General features: G+C 58.5%; 17 protein-coding genes. 6 read left to right on the top strand and 11 right to left on the bottom strand.

The features are described 5' to 3' along the window. The first annotated feature begins 103 nt into the window (after positions 1-103). On the top strand, positions 104-1,177 hold the full coding sequence (locus sS8_RS18045; protein ID WP_170161153.1) for a cytochrome-c peroxidase: 1,074 nt from the start codon (positions 104-106) through the stop codon (positions 1,175-1,177). Between the two features lie 175 nt (positions 1,178-1,352). Here sS8_RS18045 and sS8_RS18040 read toward each other — a convergent pair whose 3' ends face one another. The 5 genes from sS8_RS18040 to sS8_RS18025 form a co-directional block, all read right to left on the bottom strand. Further along, the gene (locus sS8_RS18040) at positions 1,353-2,009 is read right to left on the bottom strand and encodes a c-type cytochrome (protein ID WP_232020352.1); all 657 of its coding nucleotides are present in this window, start codon (positions 2,007-2,009) and stop codon (positions 1,353-1,355) included. A gap of 1 nt (position 2,010) precedes the next feature. Next, on the bottom strand, positions 2,011-3,639 hold the full coding sequence (locus sS8_RS18035; RefSeq protein ID WP_119630972.1) for a b(o/a)3-type cytochrome-c oxidase subunit 1: 1,629 nt from the start codon (positions 3,637-3,639) through the stop codon (positions 2,011-2,013). Between the two features lie 4 nt (positions 3,640-3,643). Further along, positions 3,644-4,165, bottom strand: a complete 522-nt coding sequence (locus sS8_RS18030) for a cupredoxin domain-containing protein (protein ID WP_119630971.1) — start codon at positions 4,163-4,165, stop codon at positions 3,644-3,646. Positions 4,166-4,174: 9 nt separating this feature from the next. Beyond that, entirely contained in the window at positions 4,175-4,324 is a 150-nt protein-coding gene (locus sS8_RS28255; RefSeq protein WP_170161152.1) for a hypothetical protein, read from the bottom strand. Between the two features lie 240 nt (positions 4,325-4,564). Further along, positions 4,565-5,515 carry a GNAT family N-acetyltransferase gene (locus sS8_RS18025; protein ID WP_170161151.1) on the bottom strand — a complete coding sequence of 317 codons (951 nt, stop codon included), beginning with the start codon at positions 5,513-5,515 and terminating at the stop codon, positions 4,565-4,567. A gap of 456 nt (positions 5,516-5,971) precedes the next feature. Here sS8_RS18025 and sS8_RS18015 point away from each other — a divergent pair, with 456 nt between their 5' ends. Both sS8_RS18015 and sS8_RS18010 read left to right on the top strand, forming a co-directional pair. Then, positions 5,972-6,937 carry an IS110 family RNA-guided transposase gene (locus tag sS8_RS18015; RefSeq protein WP_084161956.1) on the top strand — a complete coding sequence of 322 codons (966 nt, stop codon included), beginning with the start codon at positions 5,972-5,974 and terminating at the stop codon, positions 6,935-6,937. A 339-nt stretch (positions 6,938-7,276) separates the two neighbouring features. Then, on the top strand, positions 7,277-8,242 hold the full coding sequence (locus tag sS8_RS18010; RefSeq protein ID WP_084161956.1) for an IS110 family RNA-guided transposase: 966 nt from the start codon (positions 7,277-7,279) through the stop codon (positions 8,240-8,242). 135 nt (positions 8,243-8,377) lie between these two features. Here the strand turns inward: sS8_RS18010 and sS8_RS18005 are convergent, their stop codons facing one another. The 6 genes from sS8_RS18005 to sS8_RS17985 form a co-directional block, all read right to left on the bottom strand. Continuing rightward, complete coding sequence (locus sS8_RS18005) at positions 8,378-9,676, bottom strand: HEAT repeat domain-containing protein (protein WP_145986593.1); 1,299 nt, start codon at positions 9,674-9,676, stop codon at positions 8,378-8,380. 87 nt (positions 9,677-9,763) lie between these two features. After that, the gene (locus sS8_RS18000; RefSeq protein ID WP_197716567.1) at positions 9,764-10,186 is read right to left on the bottom strand and encodes a GFA family protein; all 423 of its coding nucleotides are present in this window, start codon (positions 10,184-10,186) and stop codon (positions 9,764-9,766) included. Positions 10,187-10,270: 84 nt separating this feature from the next. Continuing rightward, a complete protein-coding gene (locus sS8_RS17995; RefSeq protein ID WP_170161150.1) occupies positions 10,271-10,762 on the bottom strand; it encodes an SRPBCC family protein in 492 nt (163 codons plus the stop codon). Between the two features lie 76 nt (positions 10,763-10,838). Further along, entirely contained in the window at positions 10,839-11,057 is a 219-nt protein-coding gene (locus sS8_RS28250; RefSeq protein WP_170161149.1) for a hypothetical protein, read from the bottom strand. A gap of 53 nt (positions 11,058-11,110) precedes the next feature. After that, positions 11,111-11,494, bottom strand: a complete 384-nt coding sequence (locus sS8_RS17990; RefSeq protein WP_145986592.1) for a hypothetical protein — start codon at positions 11,492-11,494, stop codon at positions 11,111-11,113. Between the two features lie 198 nt (positions 11,495-11,692). Then, positions 11,693-12,478, bottom strand: coding sequence for a class I SAM-dependent methyltransferase (locus sS8_RS17985; RefSeq protein ID WP_119630965.1), 786 nt, complete (start codon positions 12,476-12,478; stop codon positions 11,693-11,695). A gap of 493 nt (positions 12,479-12,971) precedes the next feature. On the opposite strand from sS8_RS17985, the gene sS8_RS17975 reads away from it, so the two are divergent. The 3 genes from sS8_RS17975 (at position 12,972) to sS8_RS17965 (ending at position 16,105) form a co-directional block, all read left to right on the top strand. Next, entirely contained in the window at positions 12,972-13,643 is a 672-nt protein-coding gene (locus sS8_RS17975; protein WP_170161148.1) for a ribonuclease T2 family protein, read from the top strand. 294 nt (positions 13,644-13,937) lie between these two features. Beyond that, positions 13,938-15,125 carry an RNA-binding domain-containing protein gene (locus sS8_RS17970; protein WP_119630962.1) on the top strand — a complete coding sequence of 396 codons (1,188 nt, stop codon included), beginning with the start codon at positions 13,938-13,940 and terminating at the stop codon, positions 15,123-15,125. Next, positions 15,122-16,105 (top strand): ParA family protein, encoded by a 984-nt coding sequence (locus sS8_RS17965; RefSeq protein WP_119630961.1) that lies wholly within the window; start codon positions 15,122-15,124, stop codon positions 16,103-16,105. Before sS8_RS17970 ends, sS8_RS17965 begins: the two co-directional genes overlap by 4 nt. The last annotated feature ends 24 nt before the right edge of the window (positions 16,106-16,129 follow it).

Raw genomic sequence — 16,129 nt, 5'->3', positions numbered from 1 at the left:
GCTCCGATTGAGAAATCCCATTTGAGCTACTGAAGAACGATCGGATAATCACCCGTCAGGGCTCGTTGCTTCCGATAGTCGGTTTTTCACAGGGAGAGCAAAGGTGAAAAGACTAATCTTGTGCCTGCCGCTTATGGCCGGAAACGCATGGGCAGCCGAGGAACTCATGCAAAAGGCGCAGGCACTGTTCAAGCCCATTCCCACGGAACCGCCGGACATTCGGAGTACCCCCGTTACACCCGAGAGGGTTGAGTTGGGCAAGATGCTGTACTTCGATCCCCGGCTTTCGAGGAGTTGGATGATCAGCTGCAACAGCTGCCACAACCTGGCGCTCGGCGGCGTCGATCTGGAACAGACCTCGATCGGCCACGGCTGGCAGAAAGGGCCGCGCAACGCACCCACGGTGCTGAATTCCGTATTCAATGCTGCCCAGTTCTGGGACGGGCGTGCCGCGGACCTTCAGACCCAAGCCAAGGGCCCCCTCCAGGCGAGCGTGGAAATGAACAACACCCCCGAGCGGCTCCAGGAGACCCTGAACACCATTCCGGGCTATGTGGACCGGTTCAAGAAAGCCTTCCCGAACGAGCCCGACCCCGCAAATTTCGATAACCTGGCGAAAGCCATCGAAGCCTTCGAAGCCACCCTGATCACTCCGAATTCGCCGTTCGACCGTTATCTCAAGGGCGACGAGAAGGCGCTGAGCGACGCGGAGAAAAAAGGCCTGGCGCTGTTCATGGAGAAGGGTTGCTCGAACTGCCATAACGGCATCAACATCGGCGGCAACGGCTATTTTCCATTCGGCGTGGTCGAAAAACCGGGCGCGGAAATTCTGCCGGAGAAGGACAAGGGGCGCTTTACGGTGACCAATACCGCGAGCGACGAATACGTCTTCAAAGTGCCCTCCTTGCGGAATATCGTGCTGACACCGCCCTATTTCCATTCCGGCCAGGTGTGGGACCTCAAGCAGGCGGTAGCCGTCATGGGCACGGCTCAGTTGGGCGCCAAGCTGACCGATCCGGAAATCGACTCGGTCGTCGCCTTCCTGAGAGCCTTGACCGGCGACCAGCCCCGGATCGAACTACCCATCCTCCCGGCTCATACCAAGGACACCCCATTGCCGATCGTGGAAGTCACGCCGGAAGGCACGGTTAAACCCGAAGGGAAGGGAAATCATTAGCTAAGAGTAAGGCAGGATAAAGGGCATCCGTTCCCGGCGTCGCCGGCGGGTCAACGGGTTCGTCGGCAAAGGATTGCCGACCTCCGAATACTCGAGTCGGGTTACCCTGGCCAACTGCGGCAACGACTTCCGCCAAGCCTGTTATGCCGAATAAGCGAGATGAAAACGTTCTGTTCTAATGCTCCAAACCCGCATAATACCGCGCCAGCTGCCTGATCTCCTCGTCGCTGAGCTGCTGCACGATGAGGCGCATGCGCCGATAGATATCGTTATGGCGCGCACCGGATTTATACGCCAGCATCGTTTGCTCCAGGTAGGTCGCCTTTTGAGCGGCGAGTGCCGGGGTGTCCTGAGCTTGCCCGTGTCCGGAGGAACCGTGACACACTGCGCAAGGAGCAAGCATGCGCGTACTGTCCCCGCGATTTACGAGTGCTCGAGCCGCGTCCGATACCTCATCCACTTTCCGTGCGGGAGCCGCGGGCTGGCGGCGGTACCAGGCCGAGACGTCCGCCATGTCCTCATCGGACATCCCGGCGCTTATGCCCACCATGATCTCGTTCGAACGACTACCGGTCTTGTAATCCTGCAACTGCTTATAGAGGTAATTCGCTAATTGCCCTTGAAGATAAGGGAATTCGCTGTCGGCGTTTTCCGGCGTAGCGGCATGGCAGCCTTCGCACGCCTCGGCGAGCACCTCGCCCCTGTCGGCATTGCCGTTCCGAACGAATGCCAGGGTTTCCGGCGTCCAGGCCAGCCGAGTCGAAGGTTCGGCCGCACCCGGTCCGTTCACCGCCGCGAGCAGGACACCTGCGAGAACATAGCCCGTCTTCACCTCAGTACCCCCACGGCGTCGAATCGAAGGTTTTGATCAGGAAAAACTGGGCGATCGGATAACCGAAGTTCATCAGCATCAGCACCGCGATTGCGATATTCCACGCTCTGAAGCCGTTCAGCAGCGGATGCACCCGCGTCACCGCGCCCAGCGCTTCCGCGTACTCGATCTCGTACGCCGGAACCGTTCCGGTGGAGGCTTGCCGATAGGACTGCGCCAGGATGTAGACGAATAGTCCGGCCGAAACCGTCAGCACGGTTCCGCCGACGACCATGGTCAGCACATAGGGATCCCAGGCAAAGGTGAGCGGGCTGTTGTAGGTCACCGTCGAAATGCGGCGCGGCTGACCGAGCAGCCCGAGAATATGCCAGGCCGTGGTCAGAATGGCGAACCCCCAGAACCAGGACCACAATTGCGCCAGCGGCAGGGTATTCGAACACAGCGGCTTGCCGGTCAGTCTCGGCCAAAGGTAATAGGCCGTGGCCATGTACATGATGATCGTGGTCCCGCCGAAAATCAGATGGAAATGGCCCGCCACCCACGCCGTGTTGTGGACCATGGCATTCATCGCGTAGCTGGCATTGACCAGGCCGCCGAAACCGCCCAGCACCAGCATGGCACCCGCCAGAATGCCCGCGAGCACCATGGGATTGCGCCAGGGCAGAGCGCCGATCCAGCCGAACAGCCCGGTCCCGCCCCGGATACGGCCGGCCAGCTCCAGCGAAGCGGACACCGTGAACGCCGTCATCAGGGTCGGCACGGCCACCAGAAAGGTCAGCGCGCCGTGCGACAGCTTAAAGCCGGTACCTTGCTCCGGGTCCATGTAGAGGTGATGGAACCCGATCGGGAGGCTGAGCACCAGGAGCATGATGAACGCTGCACGCCCCAGCTCGTCGCTGAACAATTTGCCGCCCGCGGCCTTGGGCACGAAGCTGTAAAGCGCGATATAAGCCGGAATCAGCCAGAAATACACGATCGGGTGCAGGGTCCAGGCGAACAAGGTGCGGGCGAGACCCACGTCGACCGTCTCCTTGAATCCGAGAGCCCAGGGAATGAGCTGAAACACCACTTCCGCCGCCACGCCCGCACTCGTCCAAAGCCATAGAATCGCGTTGGCGGTGGTGGCGAACATCGGCAGAGGCACCGCCTCACCCGGATGGGCTTTCTTCCAGTGCCCGTGCATGACGATCATGATGACGCACCAGAACCAGGAGCCCACCACCAGCAGCGCCGCACCGACATAGAAAACCGCATGGGCCTGCACCGGCGGATAAAAGGTGTACAGCACCGAAGCCCGACCCAGCAGCAAGGGGATCGCCGCCAAGACGGTGCCGGCGGTACTGATCCAGAACCCGATCCAGGCACCTTTCAAATACCACAGCGGCGTTTTCAGGCTGGACACGGCCGTGACATAGCCGAAACCCATGATGAAGAAAGTCGTCAGCACATAGGCCATCAACACGCCATGCGTGCTGACCGAGGCGAAATACACACCGGGCGACTGCAGTGCCGGGAACATGCCGCTGCGCTCCAGCACCTGGTAAAACCCCATAACCGCCGCCAAACCGAAGGTGCCGAAAGCGACCGCGAAATGGCTCAGGGCCAGTTTTCTGACCGCAGGATCCAACATACGCTCATCTCCCGATTGTTGCCGTGCCGGGGGCGGCGGGCCAGCTGTCCTTGGCCACCACGGTCACCTTGCTCCACATGTGGTCATGTCCAAGTCCGCAATACTCATTGCAGAGCATCGGATATTCGCCCGGTTTCGGAAAGGTCGTGGTGATCTCCGACACATAGCCCGGCACGACCATGGTGCCCATATTGGTCATCGGGATGTGAATGCCGTGGAGGACATCGGCACTGGCGATACGGAAGGTCACCGGGGTGCCTGCCGGAAGCTGGATTTCGCGGGGATAGAATCCGTAGCGGGCGGCAACCACGGTCACTTTGATGGTGCCGTCGGGCTCGGTCCAGACCCCCAGCTTATCCTCCGCGAATTCCTTGCTCAGGTGGAGACTGGCGGAATCGATGGTTTCGAGATGACTGGGCGGGTGGATGTTACGGACCAAGGCGGTATAGAAGATAGCCGCCAGGAACAGGCCGATGACCACGAGAACCAGGTAAATCCATTTACGCTCAAGCGGGTGAATATGCATCGCTTCACCTCATTGTACGCCGCCGCGCGGCAGGAACACGCCGAAATACAGGAATAGCCAGGCAATGACCATACCGGCGATGATCAGGCAAAGCAGGGTCCAGGTGCCGATCGGGGTGAATTTCGAGGGATCAAAACGTTCTTCGTTCTTGACGTCCATATTTATCCCCTTGACAACATTAACCGTGAGCCAACGGCAAAAGGAGTGTGCCCCGCCCGCCCCTCAAACGCAAGCTTCATTCCGTTGCAATTCGACCGGAAAGCAACAGACCTTAGCGGGGCACGCGACAGCGACGATGCCGACTCCCGGACGGAATACTCCCGATACCAGTGCCGCAGGATAGCCCCGCCGGCATCGTGACGAACCAATCGCCGACGAAGCAAACCCTGATGTTCGCTGTCACAGAACCAGCTTCAATTTGCGGCCTCCGGTAATCGTAAATCCCTCCCTTTCGTAAAAGGCCTGTGTTTTGTCGAACTGCGGAAGCAGCGGAGTGGTCACTTCCAAACGCTTCCAGCCGCGCGATTCGGCGAAGGCCCTGGCCCGCATCAGGAGCCGCTGCCCAAAGTTTTGTGAGCGGAATTCCGGACGAACATAGAACTCCGGGATGGTGCCGAAAACACCTTCGGCATAGAGGGCTCGGCTTTCATAAAGTGCGATGAAGCCAACCGGCATGGCATTCTCCGTTTTGGCAACGAAAACGACATATTTGCCGCTCTCGATGAAATCCCCGATATTGGCTTTCGTATCCTTGAGATTGAAGTTGAAGGCCTTTATCCCTATCGTGTCCATGATCTCATTCAACAACTCGCCGACCATGACGGCTATTTCATGCACATGGTCCAGAGTTGCTTCTTGTATGCTTGCTTTCAAAGGATCGCCCGAGAGCCCCTTGCACATCGGATAGGCCTCCATGGCGAACTCGACGACGGATGGACCGGAAGGGGAAAAACCGTTCCGTAGATAGAAATCACGGGCGGTTTTCGTACTTTCGAGGTTCAGTTGCCGGAGCCCGCGTCTCTGCGCCTCTCGTTCGATCGCCATGAGCATGGCTTTGCCCAGCCCCCTGAATCGGGCTTCCGGAATCAGATAACTCAAGGGGATTTCGCCGGACTGCAACAGCATCGCGAATCCGACGATCCGACCCCGCACTTCGGCGACGACCCCGTAGCTACCACCGGCACTCAGCCAACTGCGCACCTTTTCGGGCGTTTTGTTCTCGAGCCACGCCGCCAGCAGCGACGGATCATTTCCGTGATCTTCCACGCAGCACTCGGAAATGGAGCGGCGAAGGACTTCACAAGCGGCCTTTGCGTCGGCTTCGGTCGCGGTGCGGATGTCGATGTTCATAAAAAGCCTGATTCTCTCGAAAAGCGGGTAAATCATGTACGGCGTCGACGAACAATGATCACAGTATTCGTCGGCAATCCTTTGCCGACGAACCTGCTGGCCTGGCCGTGGCGTCGGAAAGGGATTTCCAACCTACAGGGTGCACGGTCGCAGGTCGGCGATCCCTTGCCGACGAACCCCTTGGCCGCGCCATGTGACGTCGGGAAAGGATTCCCGACCTTGTATTATGAATTCCGTGTGGTTCGGAAGGGGTTGGAGAAGACTCCCGACCGGTCACCACAGGCCTGGAGGGCGCTCCAGGTTTGAGCGACTGGATGCCGTTCCCGCCCTTGGGACACCAAGCCCGTTGCGTAGATCGATGCAGCAGTCGCTCACCCTCATCGAGCGATCGAACAGTATCTTCGGCCCGGCTTGCCGGCAGCCCGCATTCACAAGGTAGATCATTTGAGGTTCATGATGCCCACGTTTTATCTCGGAATTGATGTCGCCAAAGCCAAACTGGACTGCGCGTTACGCCTCCCCAACGGGAAGTTCCGAACCAAAGTCATCGCCAACTCCCAAGACGGGTTCGCCACCCTCGTCACTTGGCTCACCGGCCCAGAGGCACGGAATGTTCACGTGTGTATGGAAGCCACTGGGGTGTATTGGGAAGACGTCGCCCAGTGCTTGGCTACCCAAGGGTTCACTGTCAGCGTCATCAACCCTGCCCAAATCAAAGCCTATGCCGCTTCCCGCTTAACCCGGACCAAAACCGATGCCGTCGATGCGCGCCTCATCGCCGAATTTTGCGCCGAGCGCCATCCGCCTCCCTGGCAGGCGAGAAGCGAAGCCGAAATCGCCTTGCGCGCGCTCGTGTTGCGTCTGGATGCGTTGCAAGCCCTGCGGACCCAGGAAAGTAACCGCCTGGAGGTCGCCCGGGACGCGGTGCGCACCAACATTCAAGAACACCTGAATTGGCTCGATCAGCAGATCAAGAGCCTGATCAAAACCATCAATGAGCACATCGACTCTAACCCCGATCTGAAGGGGAAGCGCGAATTACTCGAGAGCATCCCCGGTATCGGGGAACGCACCATCGCCATTCTGCTCGCCTTCTATGCCGAGCCCAGCCGCTTCGCCAATAGCCGACAAGCCGTCGCCTTCGCCGGGCTCGACCCGCGCCGGCAGGAGTCCGGAACGAGCGTGAAAACCAAGCCGCGGCTGTCCAAGGTCGGCCATGCCTTCTTGCGCAAAGCCCTCTACATGCCAGCCATGGTGATCCTGTATAAGACCGCTTGGGGCCAGCCCTTCAAGAACCGGCTCGCGCTCTCGGGCAAGCCCGCCAAGCTCATCATCGGTGCCATGATGCGCAAGCTCCTCCAGGTCGCTTTCGGCGTCCTCAAGTCCGGAAAACCCTTCGATCCAGCACTCCATGGCACTTGACCCGGATAACAGTATCTACGGGATGCACGGTCGTAGGTCGGCAATCCCTTGCCGACGCCCCCCTCGGCCGCGCCGTGTGACGTCGGGAAAGGATTCCCGACCTTGTATTATGAATTCCGTGTGGTTCGGAAGGGGTTGGAGAAGACTCCCGACCGGTCACCCCAGGCCTGGAGGGCGCTCCAGGTTTGAGCGACTGGATGCCGTTCCCGCCCTTGGGACACCAAGCCCGTTGCGTCGATCGATGCAGCAGTCGCTCACCCTCATCGAGCGATCGAACAGTATCTTCGGCCCGGCTTGCCGGCAGCCCGCATTCACAAGGTAGATCATTTGAGGTTCATGATGCCCACGTTTTATCTCGGAATTGATGTCGCCAAAGCCAAACTGGACTGCGCGTTACGCCTCCCCAACGGGAAGTTCCGAACCAAAGTCATCGCCAACTCCCAAGACGGGTTCGCCACCCTCGTCACTTGGCTCACCGGCCCAGAGGCACGGAATGTTCACGTGTGTATGGAAGCCACTGGGGTGTATTGGGAAGACGTCGCCCAGTGCTTGGCTACCCAAGGATTCACTGTCAGCGTCATCAACCCCGCCCAAATCAAAGCCTATGCCGCTTCCCGCTTAACCCGGACCAAAACCGATGCCGTTGATGCGCGCCTCATCGCCGAATTTTGCGCCGAACGCCATCCGCCTCCCTGGCAGGCGAGAAGCGAAGCCGAAATCGCCTTGCGCGCGCTCGTGTTGCGTCTGGATGCGTTGCAAGCCCTGCGGACCCAGGAAAGTAACCGCCTGGAGGTCGCCCGCGACGCGGTGCGCACCAACATTCAAGAACACCTGAATTGGCTCGATCAGCAGATCAAGAGCCTGATCAAAACCATCAATGAGCACATCGACTCTAACCCCGATCTGAAGGGAAAGCGCGAATTACTCGAGAGCATCCCCGGTATCGGGGAACGCACCATCGCCATTCTGCTCGCCTTCTATGCCGAGCCCAGCCGCTTCGCCAATAGCCGACAAGCCGTCGCCTTCGCCGGGCTCGACCCGCGCCGGCAGGAGTCCGGAACGAGCGTGAAAACCAAGCCGCGGCTGTCCAAAGTCGGCCATGCCTTCTTGCGCAAAGCCCTCTACATGCCGGCCATGGTGATCCTGTATAAGACCGCTTGGGGCCAGCCCTTCAAGAACCGGCTCGCGCTCTCGGGCAAGCCCGCCAAGCTCATCATCGGTGCCATGATGCGCAAGCTCCTCCAGGTCGCTTTCGGCGTCCTCAAGTCCGGAAAACCCTTCGATCCAGCACTCCATGGCACTTGACCCGGATAACAGTATCTACGGGGTGCACGGTCGTAGGTCGGCAATCCTTTGCCGACGAACCCGTCGGCCGAGCTATGTGACGTCGGGAAAGGATTCCCGACTCGCGAACGCTCGTACAGTAGGTATGAAAAAGCTCTAGCGAGCTCGTTCCTGGCTCTCCTTGTGCCGTAGTTCACGCCCAAACCCGGCGACGGTAAACTCAATCGATCTGCGTCTTTGTTCATCCAACAGAAACGCACACCCGCGGAACTTTGCCCAGATTGCTTTCTTTTGCGTATCGCTTGGCTGGGCGCTTGACCGATTGAAGTCGACGTCCCATCTCGCGAGCTCTTCGCTCAGCATTTCGACACCGCCACGGTCTCCGGACATCAGCCGCTCGCCCAGCGTCAACAGGAACAGCAGCCGATCCCATTTATTCATCAGCCGCGCACACCTCACGCAAACATCCAGGGTGTGAGGATATTTCGCGCGGCCGAAAACATCCAACAAATCGTCAACGGGCGGCGAAGCCGTAATTTTACGCAGCAAGACCACCGATTCCCTCGCCACGCCGGGCGATGGGTCCCTTAACCCGGCCACGAGATAGGCTCGGGCATCCTCACCGGCGAGTTTAGCCAGAGCCTGTAGCGCCGCTCGCCTGATGCCTGGAAGTCCGTCGTCCACGTGTTTTTCGACCAACGGGATTGATCGCTTCGCGCCTAAATGGGCCACTCCCAGGAGTGCACAACGGACTTTCAGGGCGCTATGGCCAGACGACGAAAGAATTTCACCGAAGAGAGCTTCGACATCGGTACCGCTTTTTAGAAGCTGCATGATGGCGAGTTCCCGAATCGAATGGTGTTTATCGAAGACGAAACGACGGGCAATCTCCGGCCCCTTTCCCGGCAGAGTTCTCAGACACATTTGGAAAGCTTCTCTTCGAATCGGCATGAAAGGATCTTGGATTGCTTTTTGTAGAGCGCTTTCAAGAGCCTCTCCCGACAAGTCGCGTAACACCCCGCACGCCATGGTTCGTACGATGACGTCGCTATGCTGCAAGGTCCGCGAAACGAGCAATGACCCCTCGATCAGGGAATGGTCGATGCAGAGTCGCACGCATAGCCGCGCGACATTTTTGTCATCGCTGTCAATAGCGGCTTTTACAAGGGCAACATTCTCCGGCTGCAGCAAGAAGCGGACGACATTCGCTATCAGACGGCCATGGTCGGATCTTCGGCATTTCGCCAAATGATATAGGGCCGGCAGCGAATCAATGAATGCTTGCGCGTTCTCATCGAGCATCAGCATCCGTAACGCATCCATGGCAGCGTCTCTTACCTGGGACACCCAATCGTTGGCGCGAACCAGCAAGCTCGGGATCGCGATCGGATTTCCCAGCATACCCAAGCGACGAACCGCATTCTCACGCTTGTAGCCGTCCCAGTGCTCCGACATTCGCAATAAGTCATCGACTCCTTCTTGCTGCGCAAAACAATTTTGGATCTTGTTTAGTAAACGTTCGTCTTTTTCCATTCGATTTCGTTACCCGAACTCGTCGTGTTGCGGCAATGAATCAGTAATCGTGAACCACGGCGCCTTGGAACCGACGAAAATATGTGCGCCGGGGCGGATGCCCGGAGTGTCGACCAGTGTCCCCAGAGTGACGTGAACGAACGCGCCATCGCGGACCACCGAATACAGCAGCGAGCCGCACGTCTTGCAGCGAACGTCGTGAGCGTTTTCCTCGCCGAAGATCAACAAGTTGTCCCTTCCTTCCGTGATGCTCAGCTTATCGCGCTCGATCCCGGCGAAGGCTTTGAACGCGGAACCCGTCGCGCGACGGCAGTTCGAGCAATGGCAGTTCAGGGCATAAACGAACTCGTCCTTCACTGCGTAGTGTACGGCTCCGCACAGGCACTTTCCGGAAAGCATGGGACGCGATTCCATTTCGGTGGGTGTGTTCATGATGCCTATCGTGCCGGTTCAGCGGCGCAGCACGAGCATGGCCTTAGTTGAGTCCGCGGGAATGAGCAGCGGTGGTGCATCTGTTCAGCACCCGGTTGGAGCCGGCGGAATCCGGGAGTAAGGGCCTTCATACGGGCGGCCGTTTTCAACCAGGAACTTGAAGGCCGCAAGCGACTGCACCCCCATCTTTCGCATACTGGCACGCATAGCCGGCTCGAGAAGCCTGCCGAGCAGCCCGCCCTTCAGTTCGATTTCGGCTTCCGACACCAAGAGAGCCCGCCGCTCGCCTTCCGCTTGTACAGACCAGTAGTTGCTGGCCCGTTTCACGAGCGGAATTCCGAATCCTTCGTACCTGAATGAGCGGCCTTCATCCCATGCCGTCCAGCGCTCCCTGATGGTCAGCCTGCCCGACAATTCGCAAATGCGCTCCGCACCAGCACCGCGGGCCACCCCGCCGTTGCACCGGGCACGGAGCACGGGCTTCGACCACAGCGGTATGTCTTCCAGGGTCGCGAGCCGCTCCCACACGATTTGGGCTGGCGCATTAACGCATACCGAAGTACTTAGCTTGATCATGAAACCTCCATTAGGGATGAGGGATGTTCGACGCCGAAAGTTTGAACTTACCGGTTCGAGCGACATGGCGTACACGCTAACAGAGATTCGGCACAAGCCGTGCCAACGCCCCGCCATTCGATCGCATTTGCCCTCCACCGCTAGTTCCGAGAGCGGCGGCAGCCATGCGCTCGATGATCCCGGGGAAGGTTCGGTCGGCCTGAAAGGCCAGCAGCGGGAGTATGAGCGGCGCGGACGAAACCGAAAAGGCTGCATTCGCAGCCAGAGACAGACGACGTGATAAAACGGCGTTCATGGTTTTCTCCTCCTGATGACTGAACAAAAAATTTCCTGCCGCCCGGAACTGGCTCACGGTGTTGGCTGCACAAGCAAAACCCTGTACGCCTCGGCATCGTAAGCACCTTCAACGGATCGAGGGATCAAGCTCTCCCTCGATTTCCCATTGCTCCAGATGGCGAGGATACCCAATCGATTCTCCATGTCCGGATAAAATTCGACGACGATAGCCGACACCGGGTCCTTGCTGTGGAGCAGGAGAGGGTAAATGATCTTGTTCTCGATTTCGCTCCGCTCTTCCGCGGTCTTCATCAGGCCGCCCCTTCGCCAATGCACTGCGGGCACCGGAAACGATCGAACGGCGGACACAGCGGAGTAGTGCACTGCGGCTTCGGCAAGCCGTGCCGGGTCCAGAGCCGGAGCTTCGGCGCCTGTATTCACAGACACAAGAGCCATGACGGAAGCGAAAAAAAGATCACGTGGTTCATTCTTGAGAACGGTGCCGATAGCCTTCTTTGGATGTTCCATCTGCCTGAACACGAAGAGCTGAAACCACCCGGGAGTTATTAAATCCGGCCGATAAATACCCTCCTGGTATTTTGGGCCGCCAAGGCGGATTGTACGCGCTAAGGAGCGATCCTTTGCCGCCGCCCGTCACGTGTCCGTTACTGCGGACGGCTCGGCGTCTCGCTTCCGAAGCACCCATATCATCACCGGACTCCGGTCCGCGTCAAACGAAGAACGATCATAGTTCCCGTAGAGTTCTATAACGTCGAAGCCGGTGTCTCGCGCCATGGATTCGAAATCAGCCTTCTCGACGAATGTGAACGCCATGGGCAACAACCGTTTCGCGCGCAGCCGACCGTCACTACCGAAGAATTCGAAAAATTGAAGGCGCTCGACCACAGGGAACCCTCCCTGTTCGAATCCCGAAACCACGAGCGTTCCATCCGGAACCGGGAACCGACCCACGATGCGCAAGGCGCCGTCGACTTGGGCTCGGCGAACCGCGGGATTGTGCATCGTGCAGATGAAACGCCCGCCCGGGACCAGACACGCGAACACGGCCGCGAGTGCTCGACGCTGGCGGTCCTCGCCCACGATCTCCATGAACGACTGGAACGGAAGCAGCGCGAGCTGAAACGAAGCCGGGAGCTCAAGCGCACACACATCGGCGCAGCGGACGTCCGCGTTCAGACCGTGTTCTCTCAACTTCCGGGACAGGACATCGAGCATGCCGCGGGACGAATCGACGCAGGTCAATTGCGTGCCCGCCCGAACCAACGGCACGGAGAGCCGGCCTGTGCCGGCGGTCAGCTCCAGCACCGGCCCGTTTACGTTTGCCGTTTCTTGCAAGAAAAACGAAATGTCGTAATCCGCCGTTACATAAAGATCGTAGAGGTCCGCGACGCTGTCGTAATCGATTTGAAGATTGCTCATGGCCAAGGCTGAGACGCACCTTACGCAAGAAACCCCTAATTCGAAAAATCCGAACGCCGTGAGTCCGACTCACGTCGAGCTGCGATGTTGCGATAGTGAATCGCTTTTCGTATAGCGGTCAAGTCGGGAAAACTGACAGGCTCTCTTCCGGGAAATGAATTCATGCGAACATCAAGACGACTTTTTCGGACGCCCGCTCCAGCCGAAGATATGGCCCGGCGCGGCGCATCCGACCGCCGGCGCAATTCGAATGACCTTCAACAAGCCATAATGGCTTGATGGATTGAGGTACGAGCCCCATCCATTTACCATCGTTCCGGTCGCCGGCGATCGCCCCGTCCGCGACCTGTCTTAAGAAAGCTCTGATTAAGTCCTTCGACAGGCCTGTCGAAGGGCTCAGGACGAACGGTAACATATTGATTCCGTTCGTGGTGAGCTTATCGAACCATGAACGGAAACAACTTAATCAGAGCTTCCTTAAGGGGGGAAAATCGTGACTGTCTTGAAGAACATTATCCTGTTCGCACTGAGCATTTCGGTTCTATCGGTTCACGCCGACTGGCGTTCGCAAGACGAGCAGGCCTGCCGAAACAACCTGGCCGGCCAATTCAAATATTATGCACTGGCCCTGTCCTGGTCGCCGGAGTTCTGCCGCACCCATCCCGGTCTCCGGGACGAGCCGCAATGCCGGGAAAACCGTAGCTTCATCGTCCATGGACTTTGGCCTCAGTGTGAAAACGATGCTCCGCGCGATTGCCGAAACGGCGGACGCCAGGATCGGATCGATAACCGCAGGATTCACGCCTTCATGCCCTCGGACTATCTGATCCGTCACGAATGGAAAGCCCACGGAACCTGCACGGCACTGCCCCGCAGCGAGTATTTCGAGCTGACCGAAACGCTTTACCGGAAACTGAAGTTGCCCAGCCTCGCCGAAGCCACCGAAGCGGGCGAGATCGAGCGGCTGTTCATGGAAAAGAATCCAGGGCTCGACGAGGGCGAAATCGTGCTGTCCTGCGGCGCGAACGGCCAAAGGAGCAGCGCCACGACCCTGGACGAAGTCATCGTTTGCTTCGACCGCGACACCCACACCTTCACCCGCTGCGAGAACATCCGCGACACCTGCCGGACGCAAAAAACCGTCACGGTCACCGGAGCTCGGTAGTGCCGAGACACCACCCTGAGCCTACCGGAATAGCGACGTAATCGGATCAACGCCCCGCTCGACGATCTGCCCGATGGCAAGCTTGGAAGCGGGCTTTCGCCCGCGCTCGCGCCAGTCGAGCTATCCTTCGGCGGATAATCGAATAGCCGGCAACTCAAAGAGATAATCTTGTGTCGGTATATCCGATTTCTTCTTAGAATGACTGTTTGTTTTCGGCCCGGGTGAACCCTGTATGCCAACGCGCGGTAATCTCTCCAGTGGGTTCAGGCAAACGAAGCGTCGGAGGACCAAAGCATGTTAAGTCAAGATGAACTGCTCGCGCTGCTATCGGATCTCGAATCCGACCGTATCGAACGAACCCGATCAACGTCGGATGCCGACAAATTCGGCCAAGCCATCTGTGCCTTTGCCAACGATCTCCCCGGCCATCGCCGTCCCGGTTATCTCCTGGTAGGGGTCAATGACGACGGAACTCCTTCAGGACTGACCGTTACCGACGAGTTGCTCAAGAATCTCGGCGCCATCCGCTCCGATGGAAACGTCCTACCGCAACCGGCAATGAATGTATTCAAAGTCGCATTGCAGGGCGGCGATGTAGCGGTCGTCGAGGTGTTGCCCTCCGACTTGCCCCCCGTAAGATACAAAGGGCGAGTCTATATCCGCGTCGGACCGCGCAAAGGCGTTGCCAACGAGCAGGAAGAACGTTTGTTATTCGAGCGCCGGACAGCGCTGGCGCGCTCCTTCGATGCCCGCCCGTGCCTGGAAGCGAGGCTCAACGACATTGCCTTGGGGCAATTTGACGCCTACCGCCGTGAGACCATCGACCCTGAAACGGTCTTGGCCAATCACAGGCCCATCGAACATCAATTAGCCGCCCTCCGCTTGTTCGACACCGAACGCCACTGTCCTACCCATGCGGGCATTCTTTTGTTCGGCAAAAACCCGCGCTTTTACCTTCCGGGCGCTTATGTGCAATATCTAAAACTGCCGGGTACCGATTTGACCGATGTGCCCGAGGATCAGGCCGAAATCTCCGGTGACTTGCACGCCATTCTGCACGAGCTCGAAAGCCGCGTAAGACTGCTCATCCAAACCAGGCTTCATACGGTAGGCGGTTTCGAGGAAAAATTGGTGCCCGATTACCCCGAATGGGCGCTACGGGAGCTACTGATGAATGCCGTGATGCATCGTAACTATGAGAGCAACACCCCGATTCGCTTCTATTGGTTCAGTGGTCATGTCGAAATCCTGAGTCCGGGTGGTTTGTACGGCGAGGCCACGCCGGAGAATTTTCCTACTCGCAACAGCTATCGCAATCCGATCATAGCGGAAGCCATGAAATCACTGGGATTCGTGAATCGTTTCGGCTATGGCGTTCAACGCGCGCAGGCGCTGCTCGCGCAGAACGGCAATCCGCCGGCCCAGTTCGACTTTTCTGACCCGCACACGGTACTGGTTAAGGTGTATCGGAGAGCGACATGAAAACCGTGGCATTTTTCAACAACAAGGGCGGCGTCGGCAAAACATCGCTGGTCTATCATCTGGCCTGGATGCTGGCTGACCGCGGCGTTAGAACCCTGGCGGTGGATTTCGACCCGCAGGCCAATCTGACGGCCATGTTCCTGGACGAAAATCGCCTAGAAGAACTGTGGCCGGACGATGACCACCCGCAGACCGTGTATGGGATCATCCGCCCCATTCTGCGCGGCATCGGCGACATTGCTTCGCCGCATGTCGAAAAAATCACCCCGAATTTGGGGCTCATCGCCGGCGACTTGGGACTTTCCCGCTTCGAAGACAAACTCTCGGATGCCTGGCCGCGCTGCCACAACCGCGACGAGTCGGCCTTCCGCACCATGACGGCTTTCCACCGGCTCATTCTGAAAGGAAGTACCTGGGGAGCGCAAATCGTTCTCGTCGATGTCGGCCCCAATCTAGGCGCTATCAACCGCTCGGCGCTCATCGCTTCCGATCATGTGGTCCTGCCGCTGGCTCCGGATCTCTTTTCCCTGCAGGGTCTCAAGAACTTGGGACCCACGCTGCGGGAATGGCGCGAGGTTTGGGCGGAGCTGCTGCCGAAAGCGCCGCAAGACGTCCCCATGTCCAGCGGCTCGATGCAGCCGGTCGGCTATGTCGTCATGCAACACAGCATACGCGACAGCCGGCCGGTCAAGGCCTATCAGCGCTGGATGGCACGCATTCCTTCGGTTTATCGTGAAGCGATACTGAATGAGTCCTCCGCAAACAGCCCCAGTGTTGCGGATGATCCCTACAATCTTGCATTACTCAGGCATTACCGCAGCCTGATGCCCATGGCGATGGACGCCCGCAAGCCGATGTTTTTTCTGAAATCGGCCGATGGTGCCATCGGCTCCCATCAAGAAGCTGTCCTCGACTGTTACAACGACTTTAAACGCCTTGCCGGAAAAATCGCCGCCCGGGCCGGTATCGCCATGCCCTAAGGCCGGCAGTCCCACCGAACTGCA

Source organism: Methylocaldum marinum, from assembly GCF_003584645.1.
Classification (GTDB): domain Bacteria; phylum Pseudomonadota; class Gammaproteobacteria; order Methylococcales; family Methylococcaceae; genus Methylocaldum; species Methylocaldum marinum.
This window is presented reverse-complemented; position numbering and strand designations above follow the sequence as displayed.